The sequence below is a fragment of the Caulobacter sp. Root1455 genome (assembly GCF_001426905.1).
Classification (GTDB): domain Bacteria; phylum Pseudomonadota; class Alphaproteobacteria; order Caulobacterales; family Caulobacteraceae; genus Caulobacter.
On record NZ_LMFQ01000020.1, the window covers coordinates 245,174 to 271,066 of the forward strand.

A 25,893-nucleotide genomic window follows, 5' to 3' on the forward strand; every position below is an offset into this window, starting at 1 on the left:
CATGCCCCAAGCAAGCACCATTTCCGTTCTCGTCGTCGATGACCAGCTGACCATGCGGGCGTTGATCCGCAACGCCTTGCAGCAGATCGGCTTCAAGGACATCCGCGAGGCTCCCGACGGCGAGGAGGCTCTGAAGAACCTGCTGGCCAAGCCGGCCAACCTGGTCATCTCGGACTTCAACATGCCGAAGATGGATGGGCTGGCGCTGCTGCGCGCGGTGCGCTCGCACCCGCCGATCCGCCAGACGGCCTTCGTCATGCTGACCGGCCGGGCCGACCGCGAGCTCGTGCAGCGCGCGGTGCAGTTCGGCGTCAACAACTACTGCGTCAAGCCGTTCACTGTTCAGGGTCTGAAGGAAAAGATCGAACAGGTCTTTGGCCAGCTGACATGATCCATCGAGATCCCCACCCCGACGAAGCGGGTCCGGCGATCAAGGTTCACGTCACTCAGGGCGAGAGCCATGTGTCGGCCGACCCCAGCGTGGTGATGACCACGGTGCTGGGATCGTGCATCGCCGCCTGCCTGCGCGATCCGACCACCGGCATCGGCGGCATGAACCACTTCCTGCTGCCCGACACCGGCGGCCGCGCCAACAACGACAATGGCGACGCCGTCCGCTACGGCGCCTACGCCATGGAGTTGCTGATCAACGGCCTGCTGAAGAAGGGCGCGCGCCGCGACCGACTCGAGGCCAAGATCTTCGGCGGCGGCAAGCTGTTCGACGGCCTTTCGGACGTGGGCGCCAGCAACGCCGCGTTCGCCGAGCGCTTCCTGCGCGACGAAGGGATTCCGATCGTCTCGTCCAGCACCGGCGGCCTGTCGGCCCGGCGCGTCGAGTTCTGGCCGGCTTCCGGCCGGGTTCGCCAGCGCCTGGTCGCCGTCGACAACGCGCCGATGGAAGTCCGTCGTCCCGCGCCCATGCCCGTCCCCGCCGCCCACAGCGGCGAACTGGAGCTGTTCTGATCCTATGACCGCCCAGCCGCGCGCCTTGCCTCATGCTGACGAGACCCCCGGGCAACTGCGGGTGGGCGAGCTGTCGCGTCGGCTGGCGGCGGAACTGATGGCGGCGGCGGCGATCTGCCGCGACTGCGAACACATCGCCGGCGATCTGGCCGGCGGCGGCGCGGCGTTGGAGAACCTGTCGCGTCTGCAGGCCCTGGACGAGTTGAGCCAGCGCCTGCACGGCCTGTCGGACGTCCTGACCCGCATCGGCCAGCATGCTTCCGGGGAATGGAGCATGGCCGTCGAGCCGCTGCTCGAAGGGCTTGGCCTGGCTGATCTGGTGGTGCGTCTTCGCGACGCCGAAAACCATTCGGGCTGGGACGCCGAGGCCGGCGAACTCGACTTCTTCTAGACCATGCGCGAACCGCTTCACGCTTCGACCCGCATCAATCTCGAAAAGGTCGAGCTGCTGCTCGTCGACGACAGCGTCCCGTCCCTGAACCTGCTGGCCCAGGTGCTGGTCGGCTTCGGCGTCACCAACCTGACGCGCGCCGACAGCGCCAAGGCGGCCCAGACCCTGCTGCGCGAACGCACCTTCGACCTGGTCATCAGCGCCACCAACATGGCCGGGGTCGACGGTTACGAACTGGTCAAATGGCTGCGCCGCGGCGCCCTGGAGGCCAACCGCTACCTGGCGGTGATCCTGGTTTCCGGCCACACCCCGCCGTCGCACGTGTTCAAGGCGCGCGACGCCGGCGCGAACTTCACGATCGCCAAGCCGATCACGCCCAAGATCGTGCTGGAACGCATCCTGTGGGCGGCCAAGGAAGATCGCCAGTTCATCGAATGCGCGACCTATCTGGGCCCCGACCGGCGGTTCAAGAACGACGGGCCCCCGCCCGGCGCCAAGGGGCGCCGTCGCGAGGATCCCCCGCAGGCGCTCCGGCCGCCGGGCGCGCAGGCCCAGGGCGGGGCCGACCCCGAGAAAGTGAAACCATGAACACCGTCCGCAAATTCCGAGCGCCCAACCGGCTGTCGATGCTGGTCCGGGCCGACGGCGGCGTGATGGCCAAGGACGCCCTGGCGGCCGCCGACGCGGCGCTGGAGCCGTTGCGCGCCGAATCGCTGGCGGTGCTCGACGCCGCCCTGGCCGAGATCGAGAGCCGGTTCGGCAAGTCGGCGGCGGCCACCCGCGCCGCCGGCGTCTATCAGGACCTCTACACCCTGGCCCTGCGGATCATCGACGTGTCGGGCTTCCTGCCGGGGTCCTGCGTCGATCAGGCGGCGATCTCGTTCTGCGCGCTGGTCGACAACTGCGCGGAGGCCGACGCCTGGCGCTGGGACGCCGTCGACGTCCACATCAACGCGCTTCGGCTTTTGCGGACGGCCGATCTGGGTCCCGACCAGCGGCGCGCGGTGATCGAGGGGCTCAACAAGGTCAGCCAGCGCGGGTCGAAGGCGTCCGAGGGGCTTTAGGCCGGGGGCCAAGCTTGGCCTGAATGTGACCGAAACGACACGATCGCGGACCCGCTACGTTTCGCCACGCTTCAGCCATCTTGTGAATACCGGTTTCATTTGATACCGCTGACATTGCTACCGGTGTCAGGACAACATCTCACAGAGATGTGACACCGGTGTCAAAATGACGGCCTGGGGGCGGTCGCGCGGGAAGTGAAGCGCGTACGCACCCTCGGCCGGGCGATGCGAGAGCGTCGTTCAAAAGAAACGTGGTCACGGGAGGAGGATACATTGTCTCAGGTCTCTAAGCAGCGCGTTCGCGCGCTGAAGCTCGGTGCTTCCAGCGGCGCCATGCTCATGGCGCTGGCGATGGCCGGAGCCGCCGCCGCGCAGGAAACGCCCGCGCCCGCGCCCGCCGACGACACCGTCGAGGCGGTCGTGGTCACGGGCTTCCGGGCCAGCCTGGCCAACGCCCTTGACGTGAAGCGTCGCGAAAACGACCTCGTCGACGTCATCAAGGCGCAAGACATCGCCGACTTCCCCGACCTGAACCTGGCGGAATCGCTGCAACGCGTGCCGGGCGTGTCGATCGACCGTGACGGCGGCGAAGGCCGCACCATCACCGTCCGTGGCCTGAACGCCGACTTCACCGTCGTGCGCCTGAACGGCCTGGAAGCCCTGGCCACCACGGGCGGCAAGGACGGCTCCGGCGGCGCCAACCGCAGCCGTCAGTTCGACTTCAGCATCTTCGCCTCGGAACTGTTCAACAGCGTCACCGTGCGCAAGTCGACCTCGGCCTCGAACGAAGAAGGCTCGCTGGGCGCGATCATCGACCTGCAGGCCTCGCGCCCGTTCGACTTCAGCGGCCCGGCCATGAGCATGGGCGCCAAGCTCGGCTGGAACGATCTGTCGCGGAAGACCGATCCCCGCTTCACCTTCCTGGCCAGCAACCGCTGGGACACCGGCATCGGTGAAATCGGCGCCCTGATCTCGGTGGCCTACGCCGAGCGCAAGACGCTGGAAGAAGGCTCCTCGACCGGCCGTTGGGAAAACCCCAGCGTCAGCAGCAACTCCTCGACCATGTTCCCCGGCCCTGCCGGCTCGACGGGGGCCGGCACGCCGACGGTCTGCAACAACAACGGCAATTATAATCCCGTCAGCGGCCCGCCGCTGACCTGCGCCCAGATCGGCGGCGTCACCGGCGGCACCACTGTCACCGACGCGGCTGAAACTGGCACCGCCAACAATCTGTGGCACCCCCGCATTCCGCGTTACGGCCGCCTGGAGTACAACCAAAAGCGCCTGGGCGTGACCGGTTCGCTGCAATGGCGTCCGACCGAGAACTCGACCCTGACCTTGGACGCCCTGCTGGCCAAGTTCACCAACGACCGCGACGAAACCTATCTGGAAATCATCTCGTTCAGCCGCAGCGGCCAGGGTCTGCCCCAGACCGACGTGGTCAACTTCGCGGGCGACAACAAGGGCAACCTGATCAAGGGCACGTTCGACGACGTCGACGCCCGCGTCGAGTATCGCCACGACGATCTGTCGACCGAGTTCAACCAGTTCACCCTGACCTACGACACCCGGTTCGGTGATCGCGGCCACTTCAGCGCCATCTACGGCCAGTCGCGTTCGATCCAGGACAACCCGGTCCAGACGACCTTCTCGTTCGACCGCTACGACAGCGACGGCTACAGCTACGACTACTCGGCCAACGACAAGCTGCCGTCGTTCAACTACGGCTTCGATCCGACCAATCCCGCCAACTTCCAGTACAGCAACAGCACCGCCAAGGGCGACGCTTCGCTGCTGCGCATGCGTCCCAGCAAGGCGGTCAACACCTTCAAGACGTTCCGCGCCGACGTCGACTACGAAGTCATGGACGGCTGGAAGCTGCGCGCCGGCGCGGCCTGGAAGGAATTCGGCTTCAACTCGTGGGAAAAGCGCCTCTATTCGCGTAACCTGGCCGCGACCGGCAGCACCTACACCGCCGAGGCGGGCTTCGCTCTGCCGGGCGGCGCCACGGTGGCCGACGTCTCGCGCCTGATCACCGGCTTCGGCCGCGGTCTGGATCTGCCGGCCGGCACCCCGACCTCGTGGATCGCCCCCGACCTGGCCAAGCTGCAGTCGGTCTACGGCTACAACTGCGACTGCATCAACAACTACGGCGACTTCCGCCTGAGCGTCCTGAACCAGCTGGGCGCCTTGCGCGAAATCACCGAGAAGGACAACGCCTTCTACCTGCAGGCCGACTTCGACCAGGATCTGTTCAACATTCCCGTGCGCGGCAACTTCGGCGTGCGCTACGTGAAGACCCAGCAGGACGCCCTGGGCCACTACAACAAGGGCAGCACGGCGCCGGTCCCCGTCACGCTCGGCAACGGCACGGTGATCAACGAAACCGTGCCCGTCGACGCGGTCCAGACCACGTCGCGCGAATACACCAACACCCTGCCGTCGCTGAACATCTCGGCTCAGCCGCTGGAGAACTTCTTCATCCGCTTCTCGGCCGCCAAGACGATGACCCGTCCGCAGCTGCAGAACCTGACCCCAGGCTACACCGGCATCAGCCAGTCCAACCAGACCCTGACGCGCGGCAACCCCGAGCTGGACCCGATGCTGTCCAACAACCTGGACCTCAGCTTCGAATGGTATCCGGACAAGGAAACCCTGCTGTCGGCGGGCTTCTTCCAGAAGGACATCAAGTCCTACATCCAGACTTCGGCCGTCGTCATGCCGTGGTCGGAAACCGAGCTGCCCGACAGCCTGCTGTCGAACGGCAACACGGCTGACACGCCGTTCACGGTCACGACCCAGATCAACACCCCCGGCGGCAAGCTGAAGGGTTACGAGCTGAGCATCCAGCGTCCGTTCACCTTCCTGCCGGCGCCGTTCGACAAGTTCGGCGGCATCCTGAACTACACCCACGTCAAGAGCGACATCCAGTACGTCATCAAGAACCCGACGTACGGCGGCACGCCCCGTGTCCAGACCGCCCCGGCGGTGCTGCTCACCCAGCCGCTGGTGAACCTGTCGCCCAACGCCTACAACGCCACGCTCTACTACGAGAATGGTCCGTTCAAGGCCCGCGTCTCGGCGTCGTATCGCGACGAGTACCTGATCCAGGTCGCCCCGGCGGCCACGAACAACAACGATGTTCGGATCAAGGAAGACACCATGAACGTCGACACGCAGGTCAGCTACGAGTTCGGCAAGTTCACGGTCACCTTCGAGGGCATCAACCTCACCGACCAGGCCGACAGCAAGCTGGACGACTCGGTCCGCCGCATCTCGGAAGAGTACGTGCACTTCGGTCGCCAGTACTATCTGGGCGTGAAGTACAAGTTCTAGGTCGCATTTCCTCCCCGAAACGACCAAAGGGCGCTGGTGAAAACCAGCGCCCTTCTTTTTTGTCTTCTCTGGATCCGCCGATCCCGGCGTTCGCCGGACAGGCGGCAATCCTAGGTGTTGGAGACGCCGTCGATCCAGGTCCGGCGCACCTGGAGGTCGTCGTCCAGCAGCACCAGATCGGCCGCCAGGCCGGCGCGGATGGTCCCGCGCTGGCCCGCCAGACCCAGAAAGGCGGCGGGCGTCGCCGAGGCGATCGACACGGCCTTCTCCAGCGACAGGCCCAGCATCGACATGGCGTTGCGCACCGCGCCGATCATGTCGAGGTCCGAGCCGGCCAAGGTGCCGTGATCGTCGACGCAGACCCCGTCGACCACCCGGATATGCCGACCCTGAAGATCGAAGCTCTTGTCGATCATGCCAACCGTCGGCATGGCGTCGCTCACCAGCATGAACCGGTCCAACGGACGGGTGCGCAGGGCGATGCGCAGCACGGCCGGATCCACGTGGCGGCCGTCGACGATGATCCCGCACCAGGCGGTCTGGTTTTCCAGGGCCGCGCCGACCACGCCGGGCTCGCGGCTGGCCAGCGGCGACATGGCGTTGAACAGATGGGTGAAGCCGGTCAGGCCGGCGTCCAGCGCCTTGCGCACCGTGGCGTAGGCGGCGTTGGTGTGGCCCGCGGCGACGCGCACTCCGGCGACCGTCAGACGACGGACCATCTCGGGCGTGGTGGTCTCCGGCGCCAGGGTCACCAGGGTCCTGCCGCGCTTGAGCGAGCTCAGCAGGGTCACGGCCTCGTCGTCGAGGGTCCGGAACTTGCTGGAATCGTGGATGCCCTTGCGCTTCACATTGAGGAACGGGCCTTCGATATGGACGCCCAGCACGCCGGGCACGCCGGCCTCGATGGCCTGTTCGGTCGCGCGCATGGCCGCGTCGACCACGGCCAGGTCGTCGCTGATCAGGGTCGGCAGGAAGCCCGTCGTGCCGTAGGGCCGATGGGCGGCGCCGATGGCGGCGATCGCCGCGACGGTGGGCGAATCGTTGAACAGCACCCCGCCGCCGCCGTTGACCTGGGTGTCGATGAAGCCGGGGACCAGCAGGCCGCCGCCCAGGTCGTGGCGCGGGGCGCCGCCAAACGACCCTGGCGGCGTGTCAGCGCTGTCCATGACGCCGTCGATCCGTCCGTCGCGGATCGCCACGGCCTTGCCGTCGACGATCCCTTCCGGCGTCAGGATGCGGCCATTGACGAGAACAGACTGCATCAGACGGTTTCTGTGACCTTGTTGAGGTGCGGCGGGCTGTCGGGATCATAGCCGCGCGCCACCGACAGGGCGTTGGCCATGCGATAGAAGCTCTGGATCATCAGGATCGGCTCGATCACGGGGTGGGCGGCCAGGGCGGGCAGCACGCCGGCGCCTGTTTCTCCGGCGCCGGCCAGCAGGACGTCGCCGCCCCGCTCGGTCACGCCCTTGGCCATGGCGTCGACGCTGTCGCGGCTCTCGTCGTTCTGGGCGAAGACCAGCACCGGGAAACCCGTCTTCACCAGCGCCATCGGGCCGTGCAGCACCTCGGCGGCGCTGAAGGCCTCGGCGTGCAGGCCGCAGGTTTCCTTGAACTTCAGGGCCGCCTCCTGGGCGACGCCGAAGCCGACGCCGCGTCCTAGCACATACAGATTGCGGGCCAGTTTCAAGCGTTCGACGGCCGGCGTCCAGTCCAGGGCCCAGGCTTCGGCGAGCAGGGCGGGCAGGGTGGACAGGGCGGCGGTCAGGTCGTCGTCCTGGGTCCAGGCGGCGACCAGCTGGACGATGGCGGCCAGGGCGGCGATGTAGGACTTGGTCGCCGCGACGCTCAGCTCGGGGCCGGCGTGCAGCGGCAGCACTTCGTCGGCCAGGGCGGCCAGGGGCGAGCCGGTGTCGTTGACCAGGGCGATGACGAAGGCGCCGGCCGCCTTGGCGGCCTGCACCGCGGCCAGCAGGTCGGGGCTCTTGCCCGACTGCGAAATGGCCAGATAAAGCACGTCGCCCAGGTCCTGATGGGCGGCGTAGACGGAAGCGACTGACAGGGCGGCCGAGGAGGTCAGAACGCCGGTGCGGGTCTCGACCAGATACTTGGCGAAGGTGGCGGCGTGGTCGGAGCTGCCGCGCGCGCAGGTGACGACGGCGCGGGGCGGATTGGCGCGCAGGCGCTGGGCGATCTTGGCGGCGCGGGCGGCGTTGGCGCTCAGCTGGGCGGCGACAGCTTGCGAGGCCTGGCCGGCCTCGAGGAACATGCGGGTCGATTCCGCCGTCAGCCGCCCACGCCCGGAAGAGGGTTCGGCGGGGGGTGCGGGTCGGGTCAAGACGTTGGCCTCCAAGACGCGTTCCTTCACATAAGCGCGCGGGGCGGACCCCGTTCAGTGCGGCCCTCAGGAGAGGGCGTTCAGCTCGGCGACGAAGTCGTAGGCGTCGCCCCTGTAATAGGATTGAGTGACCTCCACCGTGCGGCCGTCAGGCAGGAAGCTCCGGCGCTCGATCAGCAGGCCGGCGTCCTTGACCGGCACGCCCAGTAGAGCGGCCTGCTCGGCGGTGAACAGCACCGCGCGCAGCCGTTGCAGGGCGCGCGCGGGCCGGTGGCCGGTGGCTTCCAGCGCCTCGTAGAGGGAGACGCCCACCACCTCGGCCGAGGGCAGGGCGAAGCCGGCGATCGTGGAGTACTCCAAGGCCATCGGCGCGCCGTCGGCGTAGCGGATGCGGGCGAAGCGGAAGACGGGCGTGCCGGGCGACAGGCCCAGGGTCAGCGACTCCTCGGGGGTGACCGAGCCCTCGGCCTTGCTGATCCATTCGCTGCGCGGCGTGCGTCCGCGCGAGATCATGTCCTCGGTGAAGGACGACAGCTTGGAAAAGCTCTTCTCGACCCGGGCGGCGACGAACGTGCCCGCGCCCTGGCGACGAGTCAGCAGGCCCTCGCTGACCAGGCCGTCCAGGGCCTTGCGCACGGTGATGCGCGAGATGCTGAACTCCTCGGCCATGTCGCGTTCGGCGGGCAGGGCGTCGTCGGGCGCGAGGATCTTCTTCTGGATGGCTTCGCGCAGCGCGCGCTGCAGCTGCTTGTAGAGCGGCGCGTGATCCTGGCCCTGCGGGTCCAGCCCTCCGATCCGTTCAGAAAACATCGTCAATTCGGCACCCCCGCGCAAATCCGCGCCACCCCATGACCACCGGGATAGCATATGACCATTTTCGTACCAATAAGAACATGGTCTGTAATTGGTTCTTTTTTGGCCTTGTCATCCGATAAATTTCCGTCACAGTCGCCTTCCGAGGCCCGAGAAGTACCGCATTCTACGGATGTCCGCAGATAATTGGTATCAGATTGGGCTTGGGGTTCGGCTCCGGGCCCAAGGGTCCGGAAAAAGGGGAGAAGCCGGGTATGCGAAATTTCCACAAGACCATTCTAACAGCGTCCGCCAGCGTTTTGGCGGTGATGGCGGCCGCGCCCGCGTTCGCGCAGGATAAGCCCACCACCGTCGATGAAGTCGTCGTCACCGGCATTCGTGCTTCGCTGCAGGCTTCGGTCGACGCCAAGCGCAACGCCGACGCCGTGATCGACGTGATCACCGCCGAAGACATCGGCAAGTTCCCGGACAAGAACGTCGCTGAGTCTCTGCAGCGCGTTCCCGGCGTCACCATCCAGCGCGAGTTCGGCGAAGGCGAGCGCATTTCGGTTCGCGGCACCGCCCCGACCCTCAACCGCACCCTGCTGAACGGCCACGCGGTCGCCACCGCCGACTGGTTCATTCTCGACCAGTTCAAGGCCAGCCGCAGCTTCAACTATCTGATGCTGCCGTCGGAAATCGTCGGCAAGGTCGAGGTCTTCAAGAGCCCGGTCGCCGACATCGACGAAGGCGGCGTGGGCGCAACCGTCAACGTGCATACCCGCAATCCGTTGGACCTGGCGCCGATCTCGATCTCGGGTTCGGTCCAGGGCGTGTGGGACGAGAAGTCGGACAAGACCACCCCGAGCGCCTCGGCCATGCTCAGCTGGCACAACGACGCCAAGACCTTCGGCGTTCTGGGCGGCCTGATCTACGACAAGCGCGAGATCCGCCGCGACGGCATCGAGGTGCTGGGCTACGAGAACGTCACCAACGCCTCGGGCAACGTCACGGGCCTGCCCGCCGGCCAAACGGCGGTGACCCCCAGCCTGATCGGTTCGTCCTACTTCAAGCAGACGCGCGAGCGTAAGGGCGCGAACATCGGTGTCCAGTGGTCGCCGACCGACAAGCTCGACGTGAATTTGACCGGCCTCTATTCGAAGATGGACGCCGACAACATCAACCAGAACTACATGGCCTGGATCACCAACAAGATCTCGGGCCTGGGCGCCGCCGGGGCCAACTTCAACATCCAGCAACTGAGCAACGGCACCGCGACCAAGGGCACGTTCAACGCGATCGGTGGCCAGGGCGTTGTGTTCGACGCCATCGACCGCATCGCCCACACCCAGGTCCGCTCGATCGACCTAGACACCACCTATCGTCCGGCCGACGACTGGACGTTCCACGCTCGCGTTGGCTACACCGACGCCGAGGGCGCCACCGACCTGCAGCCGTTCTGGGAAACCAGCGCGGCCACCGGCGTCAGCTACGACCTCTCGGGCGGCCTGCCCAAGGTGTCGTTCAGCAGCATCAATCCGGCCACCGCCGATGATGAGATGGAACTGGGCTGGGCCTCGGCCAACACCACCGCCAACGACGACAACGAATTCTACACCTTCGTCGACGGCGAGAAGTTCATCGAAGGCAGCGTCTTCACCTCGGTCAAGTTCGGCCTGAAATACACCGACCACGATCGCGACGTGGACCAGACCTATGGCCAGCGGCGCGCTCTCCTGCCCTGGACCGCTCCGGGCGCCACCGCTTGCGGCGGCCATCCCTGCTCGCTCGCCGACGTTCAAGGCGGCCTGACCCCCAGCGACTATCTGGAGGGCATCAAGGGTCCGGGCGTCATCAGCAGTTACCTGACCGCCGACAGGAACAAGATCGAGGCGATCTACGCCGCGCTGCCCAAGGCGGCGGTGTGGAACTCCGCGATCGGCGCCACCCAGGCCGCCGGCTGCGACGGCCTGCTGAACTGCGACCACTTCGGCCCGCTGGAAAGCTTCACGTTCAACGAGAAGACCGTTGGCGGTTATGTCCTCGGCAAGCTCAAGGGCGAGAACTGGCGCGGCAACGTTGGCCTGCGCGTCGTGCAGACCAAGGTCGAGACCTCGGCCTGGAAGGTCGGCGTTCCGACGGGCACGCCGGGCGCGGTCAACAACCCGTTCGGCCTGATCGCTCCGGTGGACGCTGGCCAAGAGTATACGGACGTCCTGCCGAGCGCGAACTTCTCGTTCGACCTGCGCGACGACCTGGTCCTGCGTCTGGCCGCTGGCCGCACCTTGTCGCGCCCGGACTACGCCCAGATGGCCGCGTTCACCTCGCTGACCGAGTCCCTGCTGACCGGCAGCGGCGGCAACCCGAACCTCGATCCGTACCGCGCCAACCAGTACGACGCGTCGGTGGAATGGTACTTCGCGCCGCAGTCGATCCTGGCGGTCGGTTTGTACTACAAGGACATCTCGACCTACATCGTCCAGGGCGCGTTCGTGGAGCGCCAGCCGCTCCAGCTGAACGACCCGACCGATGCGCGGATCACCAACCCGGCCAACAACTGCGTGCTGACCGGAACCAACCTTTACACCTGCAACTACCGCATCGGCCGTCCGATCAACGTGGCCGGCGGCGAGAACAAGGGCGTCGAAATCAACTTCCAGATGCCCGTCTGGAACGGCTTCGGCGTGCTGGCCAACTACACCTACTCGGACGCTTCGTCCTCGTCGGGCGTGCCGGTGCCTTCGAACTCGAAGAACATCTTCAACGTCAGCGGCTACTACGAGAACGAGCGTTTCAGCGCCCGCCTCTCGTACAACTACCGGTCCAAATTCTTCGTCGACTACGACGCCGAGCGCGGTTTCCGCGAGCTGTGGTCGGACTCGATCAAGTCGCTGGACGCCTCGGCCAGCGTCAACCTGACCGAGAACATCTCGCTCAGCGTCGACGCGATCAACCTGACCGACGAGAAGCTGACCGAGAGCTACGACAACGACAAGAACCGTCCGGCCCGTATCTACAAGAACGGCCGCATGGTCTTCGGCGGCGTCCGGTTCAAGTTCTAGTCCGCGTACCGGGGCCTTCGGCGTTCGCGCCGGAGGCCCCGTCCTTCCTCCCGAGATCGTTGCATCGGAGGCGGCATGGTTCAGGATCACCTCATGACCTGCTCGCCGCCGATCGCAGCCAAAGTCCTCCTGACTGCAAGCACGGAGCTGGGGCGGAGCGGTCAAACGCTCCGCCCGCTTTTTGCCGCCGGCCAGCGGGTGAGCGATCCCTCATGACCTTTCCGACCCCATGCGCTCCGACGACCGTCAGGGGGCGCGCCCTGAGAGCCTTGGCGGTCCTTTCGGCGTCCGTCGCCGCGCTGACCCTGGCGTCCGCGGCGTTCGCGGCTTCCCCCGCGACGAACGGACCGGACCTGACCCTCACCCCGGCGCCGGCCCAGGCGACGATGGGGCAGGGGACCTTCGCCCTGACCGCCAGGACCCGGATCTTCGTCGCCAAGGGCGATGTCGAGGCCCGCGTCGTGGCCGGCCAGCTCTCCGACATGCTGCTGAAGGCCCGGGGCCTGAAGCCCGCCGTAGTGGAGGGCGCGCCGCCCGCCGGCGAGGCCGCCATCGTCCTGGCGCGCGGCGCGACCTCAAGCGACAAGGCCGAAGCCTACGCCCTGAGCGTCGCCCCGACCGGCGTCACCGTCACCGCCGCCAAGCGCGCCGGCCTGTTCTACGGCGCGGTCAGCGTCTGGCAGCTGGCCGTGCAGGACGCCGCCAAGGGTCCCGCCCAACTGCCCGCCGTCGCCATCGACGACGCCCCGCGCTTCGCCTGGCGCGGCTTCATGCTGGACAGCGCCCGCCACTTCCAGAGCGTCGATACGATCAAGGCGATCCTCGACGCCATGGCCGCCCACAAGCTGAACGTCCTGCACTGGCACCTGGTCGACGACCAGGGCTGGCGGCTGGAGATCAGGAAGTACCCGAAGCTGACCAGCGAGGGCGCCTGGCGCGTCCCGGCCGGGGCGGCGGGGCGTGATCCCAAGACCGGCAAGCCGATCCGGTACCAGGGCTTCTACACCCAGGACCAGGTGCGCGACCTGGTCGCCTACGCCGCGGCGCGCGGGATCACCATCGTCCCCGAGATCGAGATGCCCGGCCACGCCCTGGCGCCCTTGGTCGCCTATCCCCAGTTCGGCATGACCAAGACTCCGCCGCGCGAAAGCATGGGCGACTGGGGCGTGTTCCCCTACCTCTACAAGCCCAGCGACGAGACGTTCGGCTTCCTCAACGACGTGCTCGACGAGGTCATGGACCTGTTCCCCTCGCCCTACATCCACGTCGGCGGCGACGAGGCCGTCAAGGACCAGTGGAAGGCCAGCCCCGAGGTCCAGGCCCAGATCCAGGCCCTGGGCGTCAAGGACGAGCACGGCCTGCAGAGCTGGTTCATCCAGCGGGCCGAGAAGCACATCAACGCCCGCGGTCGCCGCATGATCGGCTGGGACGAGATCCTGGAGGGCGGCCTGGCCCCCAACGCCACGGTGATGTCCTGGCGCGGCGTCGAGGGGGCGGTGGCCGCCGCCTCGCAGGGCCACGACGCGGTGCTGGCGCCTGACAGCACGCTCTACATGGACCGCCGCCAGAGCGCCTCGGCCGACGAGCCGCCCGGCCGGATCAAGATCGTCAGCCTCAAGGACGTCTACGACTTCGACGCCGCCCCCGCCGCGCTCACGGAGGCCCAGCGCGCCCACATCCTGGGCCTGCAGGCCACCGCGTTCACCGAGCACATGCGCACCGACGAGCGGCTGGAGACGATGACCTTCCCCCGCCTGATCGCCGTGGCCGAGAACGGCTGGACGCCGGAGGCCAGGCGCGACTGGAAGAGCTTCTCCGACCGCCTGCCGGCCGAGACCGCGCGGCTGGACGTGCTGGGCGTGGCTCACGACACCGTGCCCTACGAACCTCAGGCCACCCTGCGCCCCGCCGACGGCGGCCGGGTCTCCGTCGCCCTGGCCTCTGGCCTGGGCCTGGGCGAGATCCGCTACACCCTCGACGGCAAGGCCCCGACCAAGGCGTCCGGCCTCTACGAAACGGCCCTGGCCGTCGCGCCGGGCAAGACCGTCCGGGCTCGGACGTTCCTGGGCGACGACGCCCTGGGTCGGATCCGCGACTACCCCGTCAGCCTGCTGGCGGCCAACACCCGCAACAGCCACCAACTGGAGCTCTGCGGCGACGGCATCAACCTGTCGCTTGAAGACGACGCGCCGTTGAACGGGCCTCGCGCCGTGTTCGCGGTCAACCTGATGAACGCCTGCTGGGTGTGGAAGGGCGCGGACCTGTCCTCGCCCCTGACCCTGACCGCCCGCATCGGCCAGGTCCCGTTCAACTTCCAGATCGGCGCCGACAAGGCCAAGATCCCGCTGCGCGCCCCGGCCACGCCCGAGGGGGAGCTGGAGGTGCGGATCGACGGCTGCGGGGGCCAGCGGATCGCCGCCATCCCGCTGGGCGCCGCCGCCCGCGGACCGGGCCTGGCCACGGTGGCGGGCGTGCTGCCCAAACAGGGCGGCGTCCATGACCTCTGCCTGACCTTTACAGCGCGCACGGTCGAGCCGACGCTGGTTCTGGACCAGGTCACGCTGACCCCGACCAAGACCAAGACCTAGAATTCCAGGAAGCAGGAAGCGTACCGGTGGCCAATCTCGTACTGTCCTCGCCGCTCAAGGGCTGGATCGCCCCGCTCGACGAGGCGCCCGACGCGGTGTTCGCCGAGCGCATGCTGGGCGACGGCCTGGCCATCGATCCGCTGGGCTCGACCCTGCACGCCCCCTGCGACGCCCGGGTGATCGCCGTGCACGCCACCCGCCACGCCGTCACCCTGCGGGCCGACAACGGCGCCGAGATCCTGATGCATGTGGGCCTGGAGACCGTCGGCCTGGGCGGCGAGGGCTTCGAGGTCCACGTCAAGGACGGCGACGCGGTGAAGGCCGGCGACACGCTGATCAGCTTCGACCTGGACCTGCTGTCGCAGCGCGCCAAGAGCCTGATCACCCCGGTGGTGATCACCAATCCCGACGCCTTCCAGATCGTCCGGCGCGAGCAGGACCACGCCGCCTGCGTCGGCGACTTCCTGATGGAGCTGGCCCCGGTGGGCGGCGCGGGCGCGGTCCTGGCGATCGCCGAGGGCGAGGTGTCGCGCGAGGTCATTGTTCCCCTGCAGCATGGCGTCCACGCCCGTCCGGCGGCCCGCATCGCCGAAAGCGCCCGCAAGTTCGCCGCCGAGGTGGCCCTGGTCGCGGTCAACCGCCGGGCCAGCGCCAAGAGCCCGGTCGGCGTGATGTCCCTGGCCATCCGCCACGGCGACCGCATCAGCGTCGTGGCCTCGGGTCCGGACGCCGACTTCGCCGTGGCCGCCATCGTCGAGCTGATCGAGAGCGGCATGGGCGAGAGCGCGGCTTTGCCGCCGACCGCCACGCCGGCCGCCGTGGTCGAGGCCGTCCGCGCGGCGCCGCCCAGCGAGCCCGGCCTGCTGCGCGGCGTGATGGCCGCTCCGGGCCTGGCGATCGGCCAGGCCGTGCGCTTCGTCTCCAGCGACATCGTCGTGACCGAGGCCGGAGCGGGCGCCGGGCATGAACGCGCCGCGCTGGAGGACGCCCTGGCCCAGGTGAGCGCCAGGATCGAGAAGGCCGCCGGAAAGGGCGACACCGCCCGCAAGGCCATCCTGGGCGCCCACCTGGCCTTCCTGGAAGACCCCGAACTGACCGCCTCGGCCCACCGGCTGATCGCCGACGGCAAGAGCGCCGGCTTCGCCTGGCGACGCGCCGTGGGCGGCTATGTCGAGGCCCTGCGCGGCCTGGGCGACCGCCGCCTGGCCGAGCGCGTCGACGACCTGATCGACCTGGAGCGCCAGGTGCTGCGCGCCCTCAGCGGCGAGGAGGACGAGGCCCGGACCCTGCCGGTCGGCGCCATCCTGCTGGCCGACGAGCTGTTGCCCTCGCAACTGATGGGCCTGGAGGCCGGCCAGGTCGCGGGCTTCTGCACCGCCAAGGGCGGGCCGACCTCGCACGTGGCCATCCTGGCCGCCGCCATGGGCATCCCGGCGGTCGTCGCCGCCGGCCCGGGCGTGCTGGACGTCACCGAGGGCGCGGGCCTGATCCTCGACGCCGAGAACGGCACGTTGCGCGTCGGCCCCGACGCCGCCCAGCTGGCCAGCGCCCAGACCGCTATCGCCGCCCGCCACGAGCGCAAGGCCGCCGCCAAGGCCGCCGCCCATCAGGAGAGCCGCACCGCCGACGGCGCCCGCATCGAGGTGTTCGGTAATGTCGGCTCGCTGAACGACGCCCTGGCCGCCGCCGCCAACGGCGCGGAGGGCAGCGGCCTGCTGCGCACCGAGTTCCTGTTCCTGGAGCGCGAGACCCCGCCCGACGAGGACGAGCAGGCCCGCCAGTACCAGGCCATCGCCTCGGCCCTGGACGGCCGCCCGCTGATCATCCGCACCCTGGACGTCGGCGGCGACAAGGCCGCGCCCTACCTGCCGATCCCGGCCGAGGAGAACCCGGCCCTGGGCCTGCGCGGCGTGCGCGTGTCGCTGTGGCGGCCGCACCTGCTGAAGACGCAGCTGCGGGCCATCCTTCGTGTGAAGCCGCTGGGCCAGTGCAAGATCATGGTCCCAATGATCGCCAGCCTCGACGAGCTGCGCGCCGTCCGCGCGGTGCTCGAGGAGGCCAAGCGGGAGATGGGCGTCACGGAGCGCGTCGAGCTGGGGGTGATGATCGAGACCCCGGCCGCCGCCGTCACCGCCGACCTGCTGGCCGCCGAGGCCGACTTCCTGTCGATCGGCACCAACGACCTGACCCAGTACGTGCTGGCCATGGACCGGGGCAATCCGGAGCTGGCCGGCCGCATCGACGCCCTGCACCCGGCCGTGCTGCGGATGATCGCCCAGACCTGCGCCGGCGCGGCCAGGCATCGGCGCTGGGTCGGCGTCTGCGGGGGCCTGGCCTCCGACCTCGTCGCCGTGCCGGTGCTGATCGGGCTGGGCGTCACCGAACTGTCGGCCACGGCCGCGACCGTGCCGGAGGTCAAGGCCCTGGTCCGGACGCTGAACGTCGAGGCCTGCCGGGCCCTGGCGCGCCAGGCGCTGGACCAGACCTCGCCCGAGGCCGTCCGAGATCTCTGCAAAGCCTTCGCGGCCCAAATCCTGAAGGTTGGAGCCTAAGCGATGAAGTCCCCGCTCGAATTCCTCCAGCCCCTGGGCCGCGCCCTGATGCTGCCGATCGCCGTCCTGCCGGTGGCGGGACTGCTGCTGCGGCTGGGCCAGCCGGACCTGCTGAACATCGCCTTCATGGCCGCGGCCGGCGACGCGATCTTCTCCAACCTGGGCCTGCTGTTCGCCATCGGCGTGGCGGTGGGCTTCGCCAAGGAGAACAACGGCGCGGCGGGTCTGGCGGGCGTGGTCTGTTTCCTGATCGCCACCGAGGGCGCCAAGGCCCTGTTGCACGTGCCGCCGGACGTCACGGCCGGCCTGATCAAGGCCCATGCGGATCTCGCGTCGGCCGCCTACAAGGCCAAGGCCCTGGCCAAGCTCAGCGTGCCGATCGGCATCGCTTCTGGTCTTGTAGGGGGAGTGTTCTACAACCGCTTCTCGACCTTCAAGCTGCCCGAATACCTGGCCTTCTTCAGCGGCCGGCGCTTCGTGCCGATCATCAGCGGCGTGGCCGGTCTGCTGATCGCCGTGCTGATCGGCCTGGGCTATGACGGGATCAACGGCGCGGTCGACGGGGCCAGCCGGGCCATCGTCGGCTCGGGCGAGCTGGGGCTGCTAGTCTACGGCTTCCTGAACCGGATCCTGATCGTCACCGGCCTGCACCACATCCTCAACAACATCGCCTGGTTCGTGATCGGCGACTATCACGGCGCCACCGGCGACCTGCGGCGGTTCTTCGCCGACGACCCCAGCGCCGGCGGCTTCATGAGCGGCTTCTTCCCGGTGATGATGTTCGGCCTGCCCGCCGCCTGCCTGGCCATGTACCACACGGCCCGTCCGGAGAAGAAAAAGGCGGTCGGCGGCATGCTGACCTCGCTGGCCCTGACCTCCTTCCTGACCGGCGTGACCGAGCCGATCGAGTTCAGCTTCATGTTCCTGGCCCCGCTGCTCTACGCGGTGCACGCGGTGCTGACCGGCGTGGCCATGGCGGCGATGAACGCCCTGGACATCAAGCTGGGCTTCACCTTCTCGGCCGGCCTGTTCGACTACGTCCTGAACTTCGGCAAGGCGACCCACCCGCTGTGGCTGCTGCCGCTGGGGGCGCTGTACGCCGGCGTCTATTACGGCCTGTTCCGGTTCTTCATCGTCAAGTTCGACCTGAAGACGCCGGGCCGCGAGACGGACGACGCGATCACCGCCGAGGCCGCCACGACCGGCGGCGGCCGCGGGGCCGACTTCGTTCTGGCGCTCGGCGGGGCGGCCAACCTGGTGTCGGTCGACGCCTGCACCACCCGCCTGCGCCTGATCGTCGTCGACCAGGGCGCGGTCAGCGAGCCGGCCCTGAAGGCCCTGGGCGCGCGCGGGGTGGTCAAGCCGTCGGACAAGGCCCTGCAGGTGGTGCTGGGCCCGATCGCGGACGGCGTGGCCGGCGAAATCCGCGCGGCCATGGGTGCGCCGGCTCCAGCAGCCAAGCCGGTCGCCGTCGCGGTCAAGGCCGCCGCCTTGCCGACCGCCGTCGACGACAGCAGGGCCGAGGCCCTGGTTCTCGCCCTGGGCGGCTCGACCAATGTCGAGGCGGTGGGGGCCTGCTCCAGCCGCCTGCGTCTGGTGGTCCGCGACAACGCCATCGTCGACGAGGCGGCGCTGGCGGCGCTGGACTCGCGCGGCGTGGTTCGGGTCGGTGAGCGGTCCGTGCACGTGGTGCTGGGTCCCGACGCCGAGCGAATCTGCGACGCTGTGCGCTGCCTGCTGCCGGGTTGATGGAAGCGGCGCCACTTTGGGGGGAAGGCGTGACAAAGCCGATCAATGAAGTCCTGATCGTCGGCGGCGGTACGGCCGGCTGGATCACCGCCGCCTACCTGGCCCGCAAGCTGGGCGCCAACCGTCCCGACGGGGTGAAGATCACCCTGATCGAGTCCAGCGAGATCGGCATCATCGGGGTGGGCGAGGGCACCATCCCCACCATCCAGACGACGATGCGCGAAATCGGGATCGACGAGGCCCGATTCATGCGCGGGGCTGGCGCGACCTTCAAGCAGGGCATCAAGTTCGTCGACTGGACCACGGCGCCGGTCGGCGGTGCGCACAGTCACTATTATCACTCGTTCAGCCGACCCCACACGTTGGGCGGCCTCGACCTGGCCCCCTACTGGATGCTGGGCTGCGCGGGCGATGCGCCGTTCTCCGAGGCCGTGACCCTGCAGGACACGGTCTGCGAGGCGGGCAAGGGCCCCAAGCTGATCGACGACCCGCAATATTCCAGCCCGCTCGGCTACGCCTACCACTTCGACGCCGGCAAGCTGGCGACGCTGATGCGCGACGTCGGCAAGGAACTGGGCGTGCGCCACCTGATCGGCAATGTCGAGGGCGCGCGACTGGATGAGACCGGCGCGATCGCCGCGATCGTCACCCGCGAGCACGGCGAGCTGACCGCCGGTCTCTATGTCGACTGCAGCGGCTTTTCGGCCAAGCTGATCGGCGAGGCGATGGGCGTGGCGTTCGTCGACGATAGCGACACGCTGTTCGTCAACCGCGCGGTGGCCATCCAGGTCCCCTACGACCGGGCCGACGCGCCCGTGGCCACCACCACCATCTCGACCGCTCGCGAAGCCGGCTGGACCTGGGACATCGGCCTGCCTGAGCGGCGGGGCGTCGGCTATGTCTATTCCAACAACCACACCAGCGACGACCGCGCCGAGGAAGTCCTGCGCGCCTATGTCGGCCCGGCCGCCGAGGGGCTGAACGCCCGCCAGCTGAAGCTGCCGATCGGCCATCGCCAGAAGCTGTGGGTCAAGAACTGCGTCGCCATCGGCCTGTCCGGCGGCTTCCTGGAGCCGCTGGAGGCGACGGGCATCATGCTGATCGAGGCGGCCGCCTGGATGCTGGGCCGGTTGTTCCCGCGTTCGGGCGAACTGGAGCCGACCGCCGCCCAGTTCAACGAGGCGATGGGCCTGCGCTACAAGGGCGTACTGGACTTCATCAAGCTGCACTACTGCCTGACCCAGCGCACCGACAACGACTTCTGGATCGACAATGCGCGGCCCGAAAGCATCCCGGACTCTCTGCGGGCCCTGCTGGAGATGTGGAAGACCCGCGCCCCCGACCCTTTCGACTTCGGCACCGTCCATGACAGTTTCGAGGTCTTCAACTACCAGTATGTTCTCTACGGCATGGGCTTCAAGACCGACCTCTCGGCCAATCTTTCCGCCTATCCGCACCTGGAGGCGGCGCGGCGCGAGTTCGCGCGGCTGAAGAACGCGGCGGGACGGGCGGCGGCGGCCATGCCCGACCATCGGACCCTGCTGGACGAGATCTACCGCAGCGGTTTCCGGCGTCCCACCCCTCTGGGAGCGGCGGCGCGATGAGCGACGCGCCGTCGATCGACCACATCCTGATCGTCGGCGGCGGCACGGCCGGCTGGATGACCGCCGCCTACCTGGCTCGCCGCCTGGGCGCGATGCGGCCGGACGGCGTGCGCATCACCCTGATCGAGTCCAGCGAGATCGGCATCATCGGGGTGGGCGAGGGCACCTTCCCGACCATCCAGAACACCATGCGGACGATCGGCGTCGACGAGGCGCGGTTCATGCGCGAGGCCGGGGCGGCCTTCAAGCAGGGCATCAAGTTCGTCGACTGGAAGACCGCGCCCCAGGACGGGGTCCACAGCCACTACTACCACCCGTTCGCCCAACCCCGGCTGCTGAACGGCGGCCTGGACCTGGCGCCCTACTGGCTGATGGGCGAGGCGGGGAACATCCCGTTCTCCGACGCCGTCACCCTACAGGACAAGGTCTGCGACGCGATGCGCGGGCCCAAGCGGCTGGACGATCCGCAGTACGGCGGGCCGATGACCTACGCCTACCATTTCGACGCCGGCAAGCTGGCGGGCCTGCTGCGCGACGTCGGCAAGGCCACCGGCGTCAAGCACGTGCTGGGCAACGTGCTGAGCGTCAACAAGACAGACGACGGATCGATCGCCTCGGTGACGACCCGCGAGCACGGCGACCTGGTCGCCGACCTCTATATCGACTGCACCGGTTTCGCCGGGGCTCTGATCGGCGAGGCCATGGGTTCGGCCTGGATCGACAAGGGCGACACCCTGTTCGTCGACCGCGCCCTGGCCCTGCAGGTCCCCTACGACCGCCCCGACGCCCCCGTGGCCGCCACCACCATCTCGACCGCCCACGAGGCCGGCTGGACCTGGGACATCGGCCTGCCCGAACGGCGGGGCACGGGCTATGTCTATTCCAGTCGTCACACCACGGACGATCGCGCCGAGCAGATCCTCCGCGGCTATGTCGGCAAGGCGGGCGAGGGGCTGAACCCGCGCCTGCTGAAGCTGAAGGTCGGCCACCGCGACCGGCACTGGATCAAGAACTGCGTGGCCGTGGGCCTGTCCGGCGGCTTCCTGGAGCCGCTGGAGTCCACCGGCATCGTGCTGATCGAGGCCGCCGCCTACATGCTGGCCCGCAACCTGCCGCGCCGGGGCGGCATGGAGGCTGCGGCCCGCCAATTCAACACGGCGATGACCGACCGTTACCTGCGGGCCATCGACTTCATCAAGCTGCACTACTGCCTCAGCCAACGCACCGACAACGGCTTCTGGACCGACAACGCCGACCCGGCCTCGATCCCCGAAAGTCTCCAGGACCACCTGGCGATGTGGAAGCACCGGCCGCCCAACGTGTTCGACTTCCCGAACCTGCACGAGAGCTTCAAGTACTTCAATTACCAGTACATTCTGTACGGTATGGGCTTCGAAACGACGGTCGATCCGGCCGCCCACGTCCACGGCGACCTGGCGCGGGCCGACTTCGGCCGGGTGCGCGAGGCGGGGCTGCGCGCCGCCGCCAGCCTGCCCGACCATCGCGCCCTGCTGACCGACGTCTATACGAAGGGCTTCTCGACCAAGGCTCCCGACCTGGCCGCGGCCGAGGCCGGCGAGGCGCCCCGGCGGTGAGCGCCTTCTCGCCCGGCCCCGACCCGCGCGTCGAGCTGCTGCGTATCGGCCGTGAGGCCCATCCGGTGCTGATCCTCGACGGCTTGCTGACCGGCGCGGAAAGCCTGGTCGACTACGCCGCCGACACGGCCGTCCTGGCCCCGGTCAGGGCCGCCGCCAACTTCTATCCCGGCGTTCGCGCCCCCGCGCCGCCGGGCTATGCGCCGGCGCTGATCACGGCCCTGCGACCCTATCTGTCGGAGACGTTCGGCGCGCCCGCCGGCGGCAAGGCCCACCTCACCTGCGCCCTGTCGATGGCCACCCTGCCGGCCGACCAGGCCGGCCTGGCCCAGCGCCTGCCGCACATCGACACCACCGCGCCCAGTCAACTGGCGATCCTGCACTATCTGTGCGGCCCCGATCACGGCGGCACAGCCTTCTATCGCCATCGCGCCACCGGCTTCGAGGCGGTCGGCCCCGAACGTGGCGAGGCCTATTTCGCCGCCCTGCGCCAGGAGATGCAGGCCGCGCCGGCCACCGACGGCGGCGGCTACATCGTCGCGTCCAACGCCCTCTACGAACAGACCGGCGTGGTCGCGGCGGCCTTCAATCGCATCATCGTCTACGCCAGCAACCTGCTGCACGCCGGTGTGCTGCCCGACCGCCCCGTCAGCCTCGACCCGCGTCGCGGACGGCTGACGGCCAACACCTTCTTCCGCTTCGAGATCGCCTGACCGCCAGCCTAATCGCGCGCGTCTGCATGAACCTGCGGCGTGCGGCGCTCCGGCGTGCGGAACCTTCAAGTCACCGCAAGCATGTCCAAGCCCGGGCTGGCGAAAACGCCTAGCTTCCAACGGATTTTGGCGACACGCGCCGGATCGACAGCGAGGCGAACGCATGGCCACATCCTCCGGTGAACAGGGTCCGCGCGAGCAGGGCTTCGGCGAACAGGGTCCGGGTGAACGAGACGGGGCGTCGCGGCGCCACGTGGTCACCAGCGGCCTGAGCCTGGCTCTGATGAGCGCGCTTCCGTCCCTCTCCGCGTCCACATCGTCGGCGGCGACTCCCAAGGCCTCGCCCAAACTTCCAGGAGACAGCATCATGAGCAGCGGCTTCGTCACCACCAAGGACGGCACGCAGATCTTCTACAAGGACTGGGGTCCCAAGACCGCCCAGCCGATCGTGTTCCACCACGGCTGGCCGCTGAGCGCCGACGACTGGGACAACCAGATGATGTTCTTCCTGGCCGAGGGCTTCCGGGTCATCGCCCACGACCGTCGCGGCCACGGCCGGTCGACCCAGACCGACACCGGCAACGAGATGGACACCTACGCGGCCGACGTCATCGCCCTGGCCGACCACCTGGACCTGAAGAACGCCGTCCATGTCGGCCACTCCACCGGCGGCGGCGAGGTCATCCACTATGTGGCCCGCGCCAAGCCGGGCCGCGTGGCCAAGGCCGTGCTGATCGGCGCGGTGCCGCCGATCATGGTCAAGTCCGCCAAGAACCCGGGCGGCCTGCCGATCGAGGTGTTCGACGGGTTCCGCGCCGCCCAGGTCGCCAATCGCGCCCAGTTCTTCCACGACGTCGCGGCCGGCCCGTTCTACGGCTTCAACCGTCCGGGCGCGAAGGTGTCGCCGGCCACGGTCGAGAACTGGTGGCGCCAGGGCATGATGGGCGGGACCAAGGCCCACTACGACTGCATCAAGGCCTTCTCGGAGACCGACTTCACCGAAGATCTCAAGTCGGTCGACGTGCCGGTGCTGCTGATGCACGGCGAGGACGATCAGATCGTGCCGATCGCCGACTCGGCCCTGATCGGCATCAAGCTGTTGAAGAAGGGCACGCTGAAGACCTATCCGGGCCTGCCTCACGGCATGTGCACGACCCATCCGGAGGTCGTGAACCCGGACCTGCTGGCCTGGATCAAGGCCTAGGGCGGGGGGCGAACCTCAAGCTTCGTGCGTTCTCCTCGTCCTTCGACAGGCTCAGGATGAGGAGAATGGCGGACGCCTTGCAACGGAGCGAGGCGCTCTAAGTTCGACCTCGTCCTGAGCTTGTCGAAGGACGAGGTCGTGCACGGCGCTTGAATGTCGATACGCCCCTTGTTTTCGCGGCTAGACGTCTCGAACCGCCAGGATCACCGAGGCCCAACCCGCCAGCGTCACGACCTGGCCTTCGACCTCGGCGGCCCCGAACGCCGCGCCCTCGACCGTCAGGCCGTCGGGCAGCGCATAGCGCACCGTCTCGCGGCCGAAGTTCAGCAGCACCAGCAGGCGCTCGCCCCGGCGATAGGCGAAGACCTGTTCGTGGTCGGGGTCGATGTCGCGGTAGCCGCCCTCGCGCAGGTCGGCCGATCCGCGCCGGAAGGCGATCAGCGCGCGCGTGTGGGCCAGCACCGAGCCCGGCCGCGCCGCCTGGTCTTCGGCATTGATCGTCGACGCGTTCGGATTGACCGGCAGCCAGGGCTTGCCGCTCGTGAAGCCGCCGTTCGGCCCGGACGTCCACTGCATCGGCGTGCGGGAATTGTCGCGGCCCATCGCGCGGGCGTTGGCCAGGTATTCCGCTTCCGACACCCGGTGCTTCACGTCGCGCCAACGGCCCCAGACCTCCAGGTCGTCGAAGTCGTCCAGGGTCTGGAACGGATAGTTGGTCATGCCCAGCTCCTCGCCCTGATAGAGGAACGGCGTGCCGCGCTGGGTCAGGATCAGGGTGTTGAGCACCTTGGCCGAGCGCTCGACCCAGGCCGGATCGTCGTCGCCGAAATGCGAGACCGAGCGCGGATTGTCGTGGTTGGACAGGAACTGGGTGTTCCAGCCGAACGGCCCGGCGGCCTGGTCCAGTTCGGTGTAGAGGGCCTTCAGCCGGGGCAGGGTCCAGGAGGTCTTGCGCCAGCCGTCGATGTCCATCCGCACGATGTCGAAATTGATCACCAGGTCCAGCTCGCGGCGGCGGCTGTCGATCAGGTCGCGGGCGTCCTCGGGCCGCAGGCCGAACGCCTCGCCGACGGTCATGGTGTCGTAGCGGTCCAGGACCTCGCGGCGCATCTCGCGCAGATAGTCGTGCAGCTTGGGGCCGGCGGCGTAGACGAACTGCGGCGCGCGGCGCTCCGCGGGCGTCAGGTCCGGCAGGCCCGGCTGTTTCGAAATGAACGGGATCACGTCCATCCGGAAGCCCGACACCCCCTTGTCGAGCCAGAACCGCATCAGGTCGTGGACTTCCTCGCGGACCTTGGGGTTCTCCCAGTTCAGGTCGGGCTGCTTGGCGGCGAAATAGTGCAGGTAGTACTGGCCGGTGCTTTGATCGAAGGTCCAGGCGGGCCCGCCGAAGAAGGCGCTGTAGTTGTTGGGCGGGCCCCCACCCAAACTGGCGTCGCGACCGTCACGCCAGATATAATAATCCCTATACGGATTATCGCGTCCCTTGCGGCTCTCGACGAACCAGGCGTGTTCGTCGCTGCTGTGGTTGACCACCAGGTCGATGATCAGCCGCATGCCGCGCGCGCTCATGCCGGCCAGCATGGCGTCGAAGTCGGCCATGGTCCCGAACTGGGCCATCACCTTGCGGTAGTCGCGGATATCGTAGCCGTTGTCGGCGTTGGGGCTGTCGAAGTGGGGCGACAGCCAGACCACGTCGACGCCCAGAGCCTTCAGATAGTCCAGCTTCGCCGTGATCCCCGGCAGGTCGCCCACCCCGTCGCCGTCGGTGTCGAGGAACGAGCGGGGATAGATCTGATAGACGACCGCGTCCTTCCACCAGGGGCGCCCGAGGGCTGGGTCGGCGGTCGGTGTCGGTTGGTCATCGCGCACGAACGGTCTCTCCCAGGCCTGGCCCGGGCGACGCTAACCGATTTCGACGCCGAGGTCAGAGGGGGCCGGC

At 68.4% G+C, this 25,893-nt stretch carries 18 protein-coding genes; 14 read left to right on the forward strand and 4 right to left on the reverse strand.

The window, feature by feature from the left end; genetic code table 11:
* The first annotated feature begins 1 nt into the window (after position 1).
* From ASD21_RS10570 to ASD21_RS10595, 6 genes are all read left to right on the forward strand, one after another.
* Positions 2-391 (forward strand): response regulator, encoded by a 390-nt coding sequence (locus tag ASD21_RS10570; protein WP_010918325.1) that lies wholly within the window; start codon positions 2-4, stop codon positions 389-391.
* Positions 388-963, forward strand: a complete 576-nt coding sequence (locus ASD21_RS10575) for a chemotaxis protein CheD (protein WP_056440404.1) — start codon at positions 388-390, stop codon at positions 961-963. The genes ASD21_RS10570 and ASD21_RS10575 overlap by 4 nt, the downstream gene beginning before the upstream one ends.
* A gap of 4 nt (positions 964-967) precedes the next feature.
* Positions 968-1,354, forward strand: coding sequence for a hypothetical protein (locus ASD21_RS10580; RefSeq protein WP_056440405.1), 387 nt, complete (start codon positions 968-970; stop codon positions 1,352-1,354).
* 3 nt (positions 1,355-1,357) lie between these two features.
* Entirely contained in the window at positions 1,358-1,942 is a 585-nt protein-coding gene (locus ASD21_RS10585; RefSeq protein ID WP_056440407.1) for a response regulator, read from the forward strand.
* Positions 1,939-2,418, forward strand: coding sequence for a hypothetical protein (locus ASD21_RS10590; RefSeq protein ID WP_056440409.1), 480 nt, complete (start codon positions 1,939-1,941; stop codon positions 2,416-2,418). The genes ASD21_RS10585 and ASD21_RS10590 overlap by 4 nt, the downstream gene beginning before the upstream one ends.
* A 333-nt stretch (positions 2,419-2,751) precedes the next feature.
* Positions 2,752-5,754, forward strand: a complete 3,003-nt coding sequence (locus ASD21_RS10595) for a TonB-dependent receptor (protein ID WP_442856970.1) — start codon at positions 2,752-2,754, stop codon at positions 5,752-5,754.
* Between the two features lie 110 nt (positions 5,755-5,864).
* Here ASD21_RS10595 and nagA read toward each other — a convergent pair whose 3' ends face one another.
* Genes nagA through ASD21_RS10610 form a run of 3 tightly spaced genes read right to left on the reverse strand, consistent with a single transcriptional unit; the run spans position 5,865 to position 8,902 of the window.
* Positions 5,865-7,016: an N-acetylglucosamine-6-phosphate deacetylase gene (gene nagA, locus ASD21_RS10600; protein WP_056440412.1), complete on the reverse strand. Its 1,152-nt coding sequence runs from the start codon at positions 7,014-7,016 to the stop codon at positions 5,865-5,867.
* Positions 7,016-8,107: an SIS domain-containing protein gene (locus ASD21_RS10605; RefSeq protein WP_056440414.1), complete on the reverse strand. Its 1,092-nt coding sequence runs from the start codon at positions 8,105-8,107 to the stop codon at positions 7,016-7,018. Before ASD21_RS10605 ends, nagA begins: the two co-directional genes overlap by 1 nt.
* 51 nt (positions 8,108-8,158) lie before the next feature.
* A complete protein-coding gene (locus tag ASD21_RS10610) occupies positions 8,159-8,902 on the reverse strand; it encodes a GntR family transcriptional regulator (protein ID WP_056440415.1) in 744 nt (247 codons plus the stop codon).
* A 257-nt stretch (positions 8,903-9,159) separates the two neighbouring features.
* Between ASD21_RS10610 and ASD21_RS10615 the strand changes: the two genes are divergently transcribed.
* From ASD21_RS10615 to ASD21_RS10650, 8 genes are all read left to right on the forward strand, one after another.
* Positions 9,160-11,946, forward strand: coding sequence for a TonB-dependent receptor (locus ASD21_RS10615; RefSeq protein WP_056440417.1), 2,787 nt, complete (start codon positions 9,160-9,162; stop codon positions 11,944-11,946).
* Between the two features lie 269 nt (positions 11,947-12,215).
* On the forward strand, positions 12,216-14,534 hold the full coding sequence (locus ASD21_RS10620) for a family 20 glycosylhydrolase (protein ID WP_235524869.1): 2,319 nt from the start codon (positions 12,216-12,218) through the stop codon (positions 14,532-14,534).
* Between the two features lie 26 nt (positions 14,535-14,560).
* Positions 14,561-17,086 carry a phosphoenolpyruvate--protein phosphotransferase gene (gene ptsP, locus ASD21_RS10625; RefSeq protein ID WP_056440420.1) on the forward strand — a complete coding sequence of 842 codons (2,526 nt, stop codon included), beginning with the start codon at positions 14,561-14,563 and terminating at the stop codon, positions 17,084-17,086.
* A 3-nt stretch (positions 17,087-17,089) separates the two neighbouring features.
* Positions 17,090-18,835, forward strand: coding sequence for an N-acetylglucosamine-specific PTS transporter subunit IIBC (gene nagE / locus ASD21_RS10630; RefSeq protein WP_056440422.1), 1,746 nt, complete (start codon positions 17,090-17,092; stop codon positions 18,833-18,835).
* A 29-nt stretch (positions 18,836-18,864) separates the two neighbouring features.
* Complete coding sequence (locus ASD21_RS10635) at positions 18,865-20,439, forward strand: tryptophan halogenase family protein (protein ID WP_056440424.1); 1,575 nt, start codon at positions 18,865-18,867, stop codon at positions 20,437-20,439.
* Positions 20,436-22,034: a tryptophan halogenase family protein gene (locus ASD21_RS10640; RefSeq protein ID WP_056440426.1), complete on the forward strand. Its 1,599-nt coding sequence runs from the start codon at positions 20,436-20,438 to the stop codon at positions 22,032-22,034. Before ASD21_RS10635 ends, ASD21_RS10640 begins: the two co-directional genes overlap by 4 nt.
* A complete protein-coding gene (locus ASD21_RS10645; protein ID WP_056440428.1) occupies positions 22,031-22,747 on the forward strand; it encodes a DUF6445 family protein in 717 nt (238 codons plus the stop codon). Before ASD21_RS10640 ends, ASD21_RS10645 begins: the two co-directional genes overlap by 4 nt.
* Positions 22,748-23,114: 367 nt before the next feature.
* Positions 23,115-23,951 (forward strand): alpha/beta fold hydrolase, encoded by an 837-nt coding sequence (locus ASD21_RS10650; protein ID WP_056440430.1) that lies wholly within the window; start codon positions 23,115-23,117, stop codon positions 23,949-23,951.
* A 180-nt stretch (positions 23,952-24,131) separates the two neighbouring features.
* On the opposite strand, the gene ASD21_RS10655 is transcribed toward ASD21_RS10650, so the two are convergent.
* On the reverse strand, positions 24,132-25,823 hold the full coding sequence (locus ASD21_RS10655; RefSeq protein WP_056440432.1) for an alpha-glucosidase: 1,692 nt from the start codon (positions 25,821-25,823) through the stop codon (positions 24,132-24,134).
* Between the last annotated feature and the right edge of the window lie 70 nt (positions 25,824-25,893).

What these genes read in the sequence shown, in the direction of transcription:
- ASD21_RS10570 (WP_010918325.1), top strand. Translation starts at nt 2, where the DNA reads ATGCCCCAAGCAAGCACCATTTCCGTTCTCGTCGTCGATGACCAGCTG.
- ASD21_RS10575 (WP_056440404.1), top strand. Translation starts at nt 388, where the DNA reads ATGATCCATCGAGATCCCCACCCCGACGAAGCGGGTCCGGCGATCAAG.
- ASD21_RS10580 (WP_056440405.1), top strand. Translation starts at nt 968, where the DNA reads ATGACCGCCCAGCCGCGCGCCTTGCCTCATGCTGACGAGACCCCCGGG.
- ASD21_RS10585 (WP_056440407.1), top strand. Translation starts at nt 1,358, where the DNA reads ATGCGCGAACCGCTTCACGCTTCGACCCGCATCAATCTCGAAAAGGTC.
- ASD21_RS10590 (WP_056440409.1), top strand. Translation starts at nt 1,939, where the DNA reads ATGAACACCGTCCGCAAATTCCGAGCGCCCAACCGGCTGTCGATGCTG.
- ASD21_RS10595 (WP_442856970.1), top strand. Translation starts at nt 2,752, where the DNA reads ATGCTCATGGCGCTGGCGATGGCCGGAGCCGCCGCCGCGCAGGAAACG.
- nagA (WP_056440412.1), bottom strand. Translation starts at nt 7,016, where the DNA reads ATGCAGTCTGTTCTCGTCAATGGCCGCATCCTGACGCCGGAAGGGATC.
- ASD21_RS10610 (WP_056440415.1), bottom strand. Translation starts at nt 8,902, where the DNA reads ATGTTTTCTGAACGGATCGGAGGGCTGGACCCGCAGGGCCAGGATCAC.
- ASD21_RS10615 (WP_056440417.1), top strand. Translation starts at nt 9,160, where the DNA reads ATGCGAAATTTCCACAAGACCATTCTAACAGCGTCCGCCAGCGTTTTG.
- nagE (WP_056440422.1), top strand. Translation starts at nt 17,090, where the DNA reads ATGAAGTCCCCGCTCGAATTCCTCCAGCCCCTGGGCCGCGCCCTGATG.
- ASD21_RS10640 (WP_056440426.1), top strand. Translation starts at nt 20,436, where the DNA reads ATGAGCGACGCGCCGTCGATCGACCACATCCTGATCGTCGGCGGCGGC.
- ASD21_RS10650 (WP_056440430.1), top strand. Translation starts at nt 23,115, where the DNA reads ATGAGCAGCGGCTTCGTCACCACCAAGGACGGCACGCAGATCTTCTAC.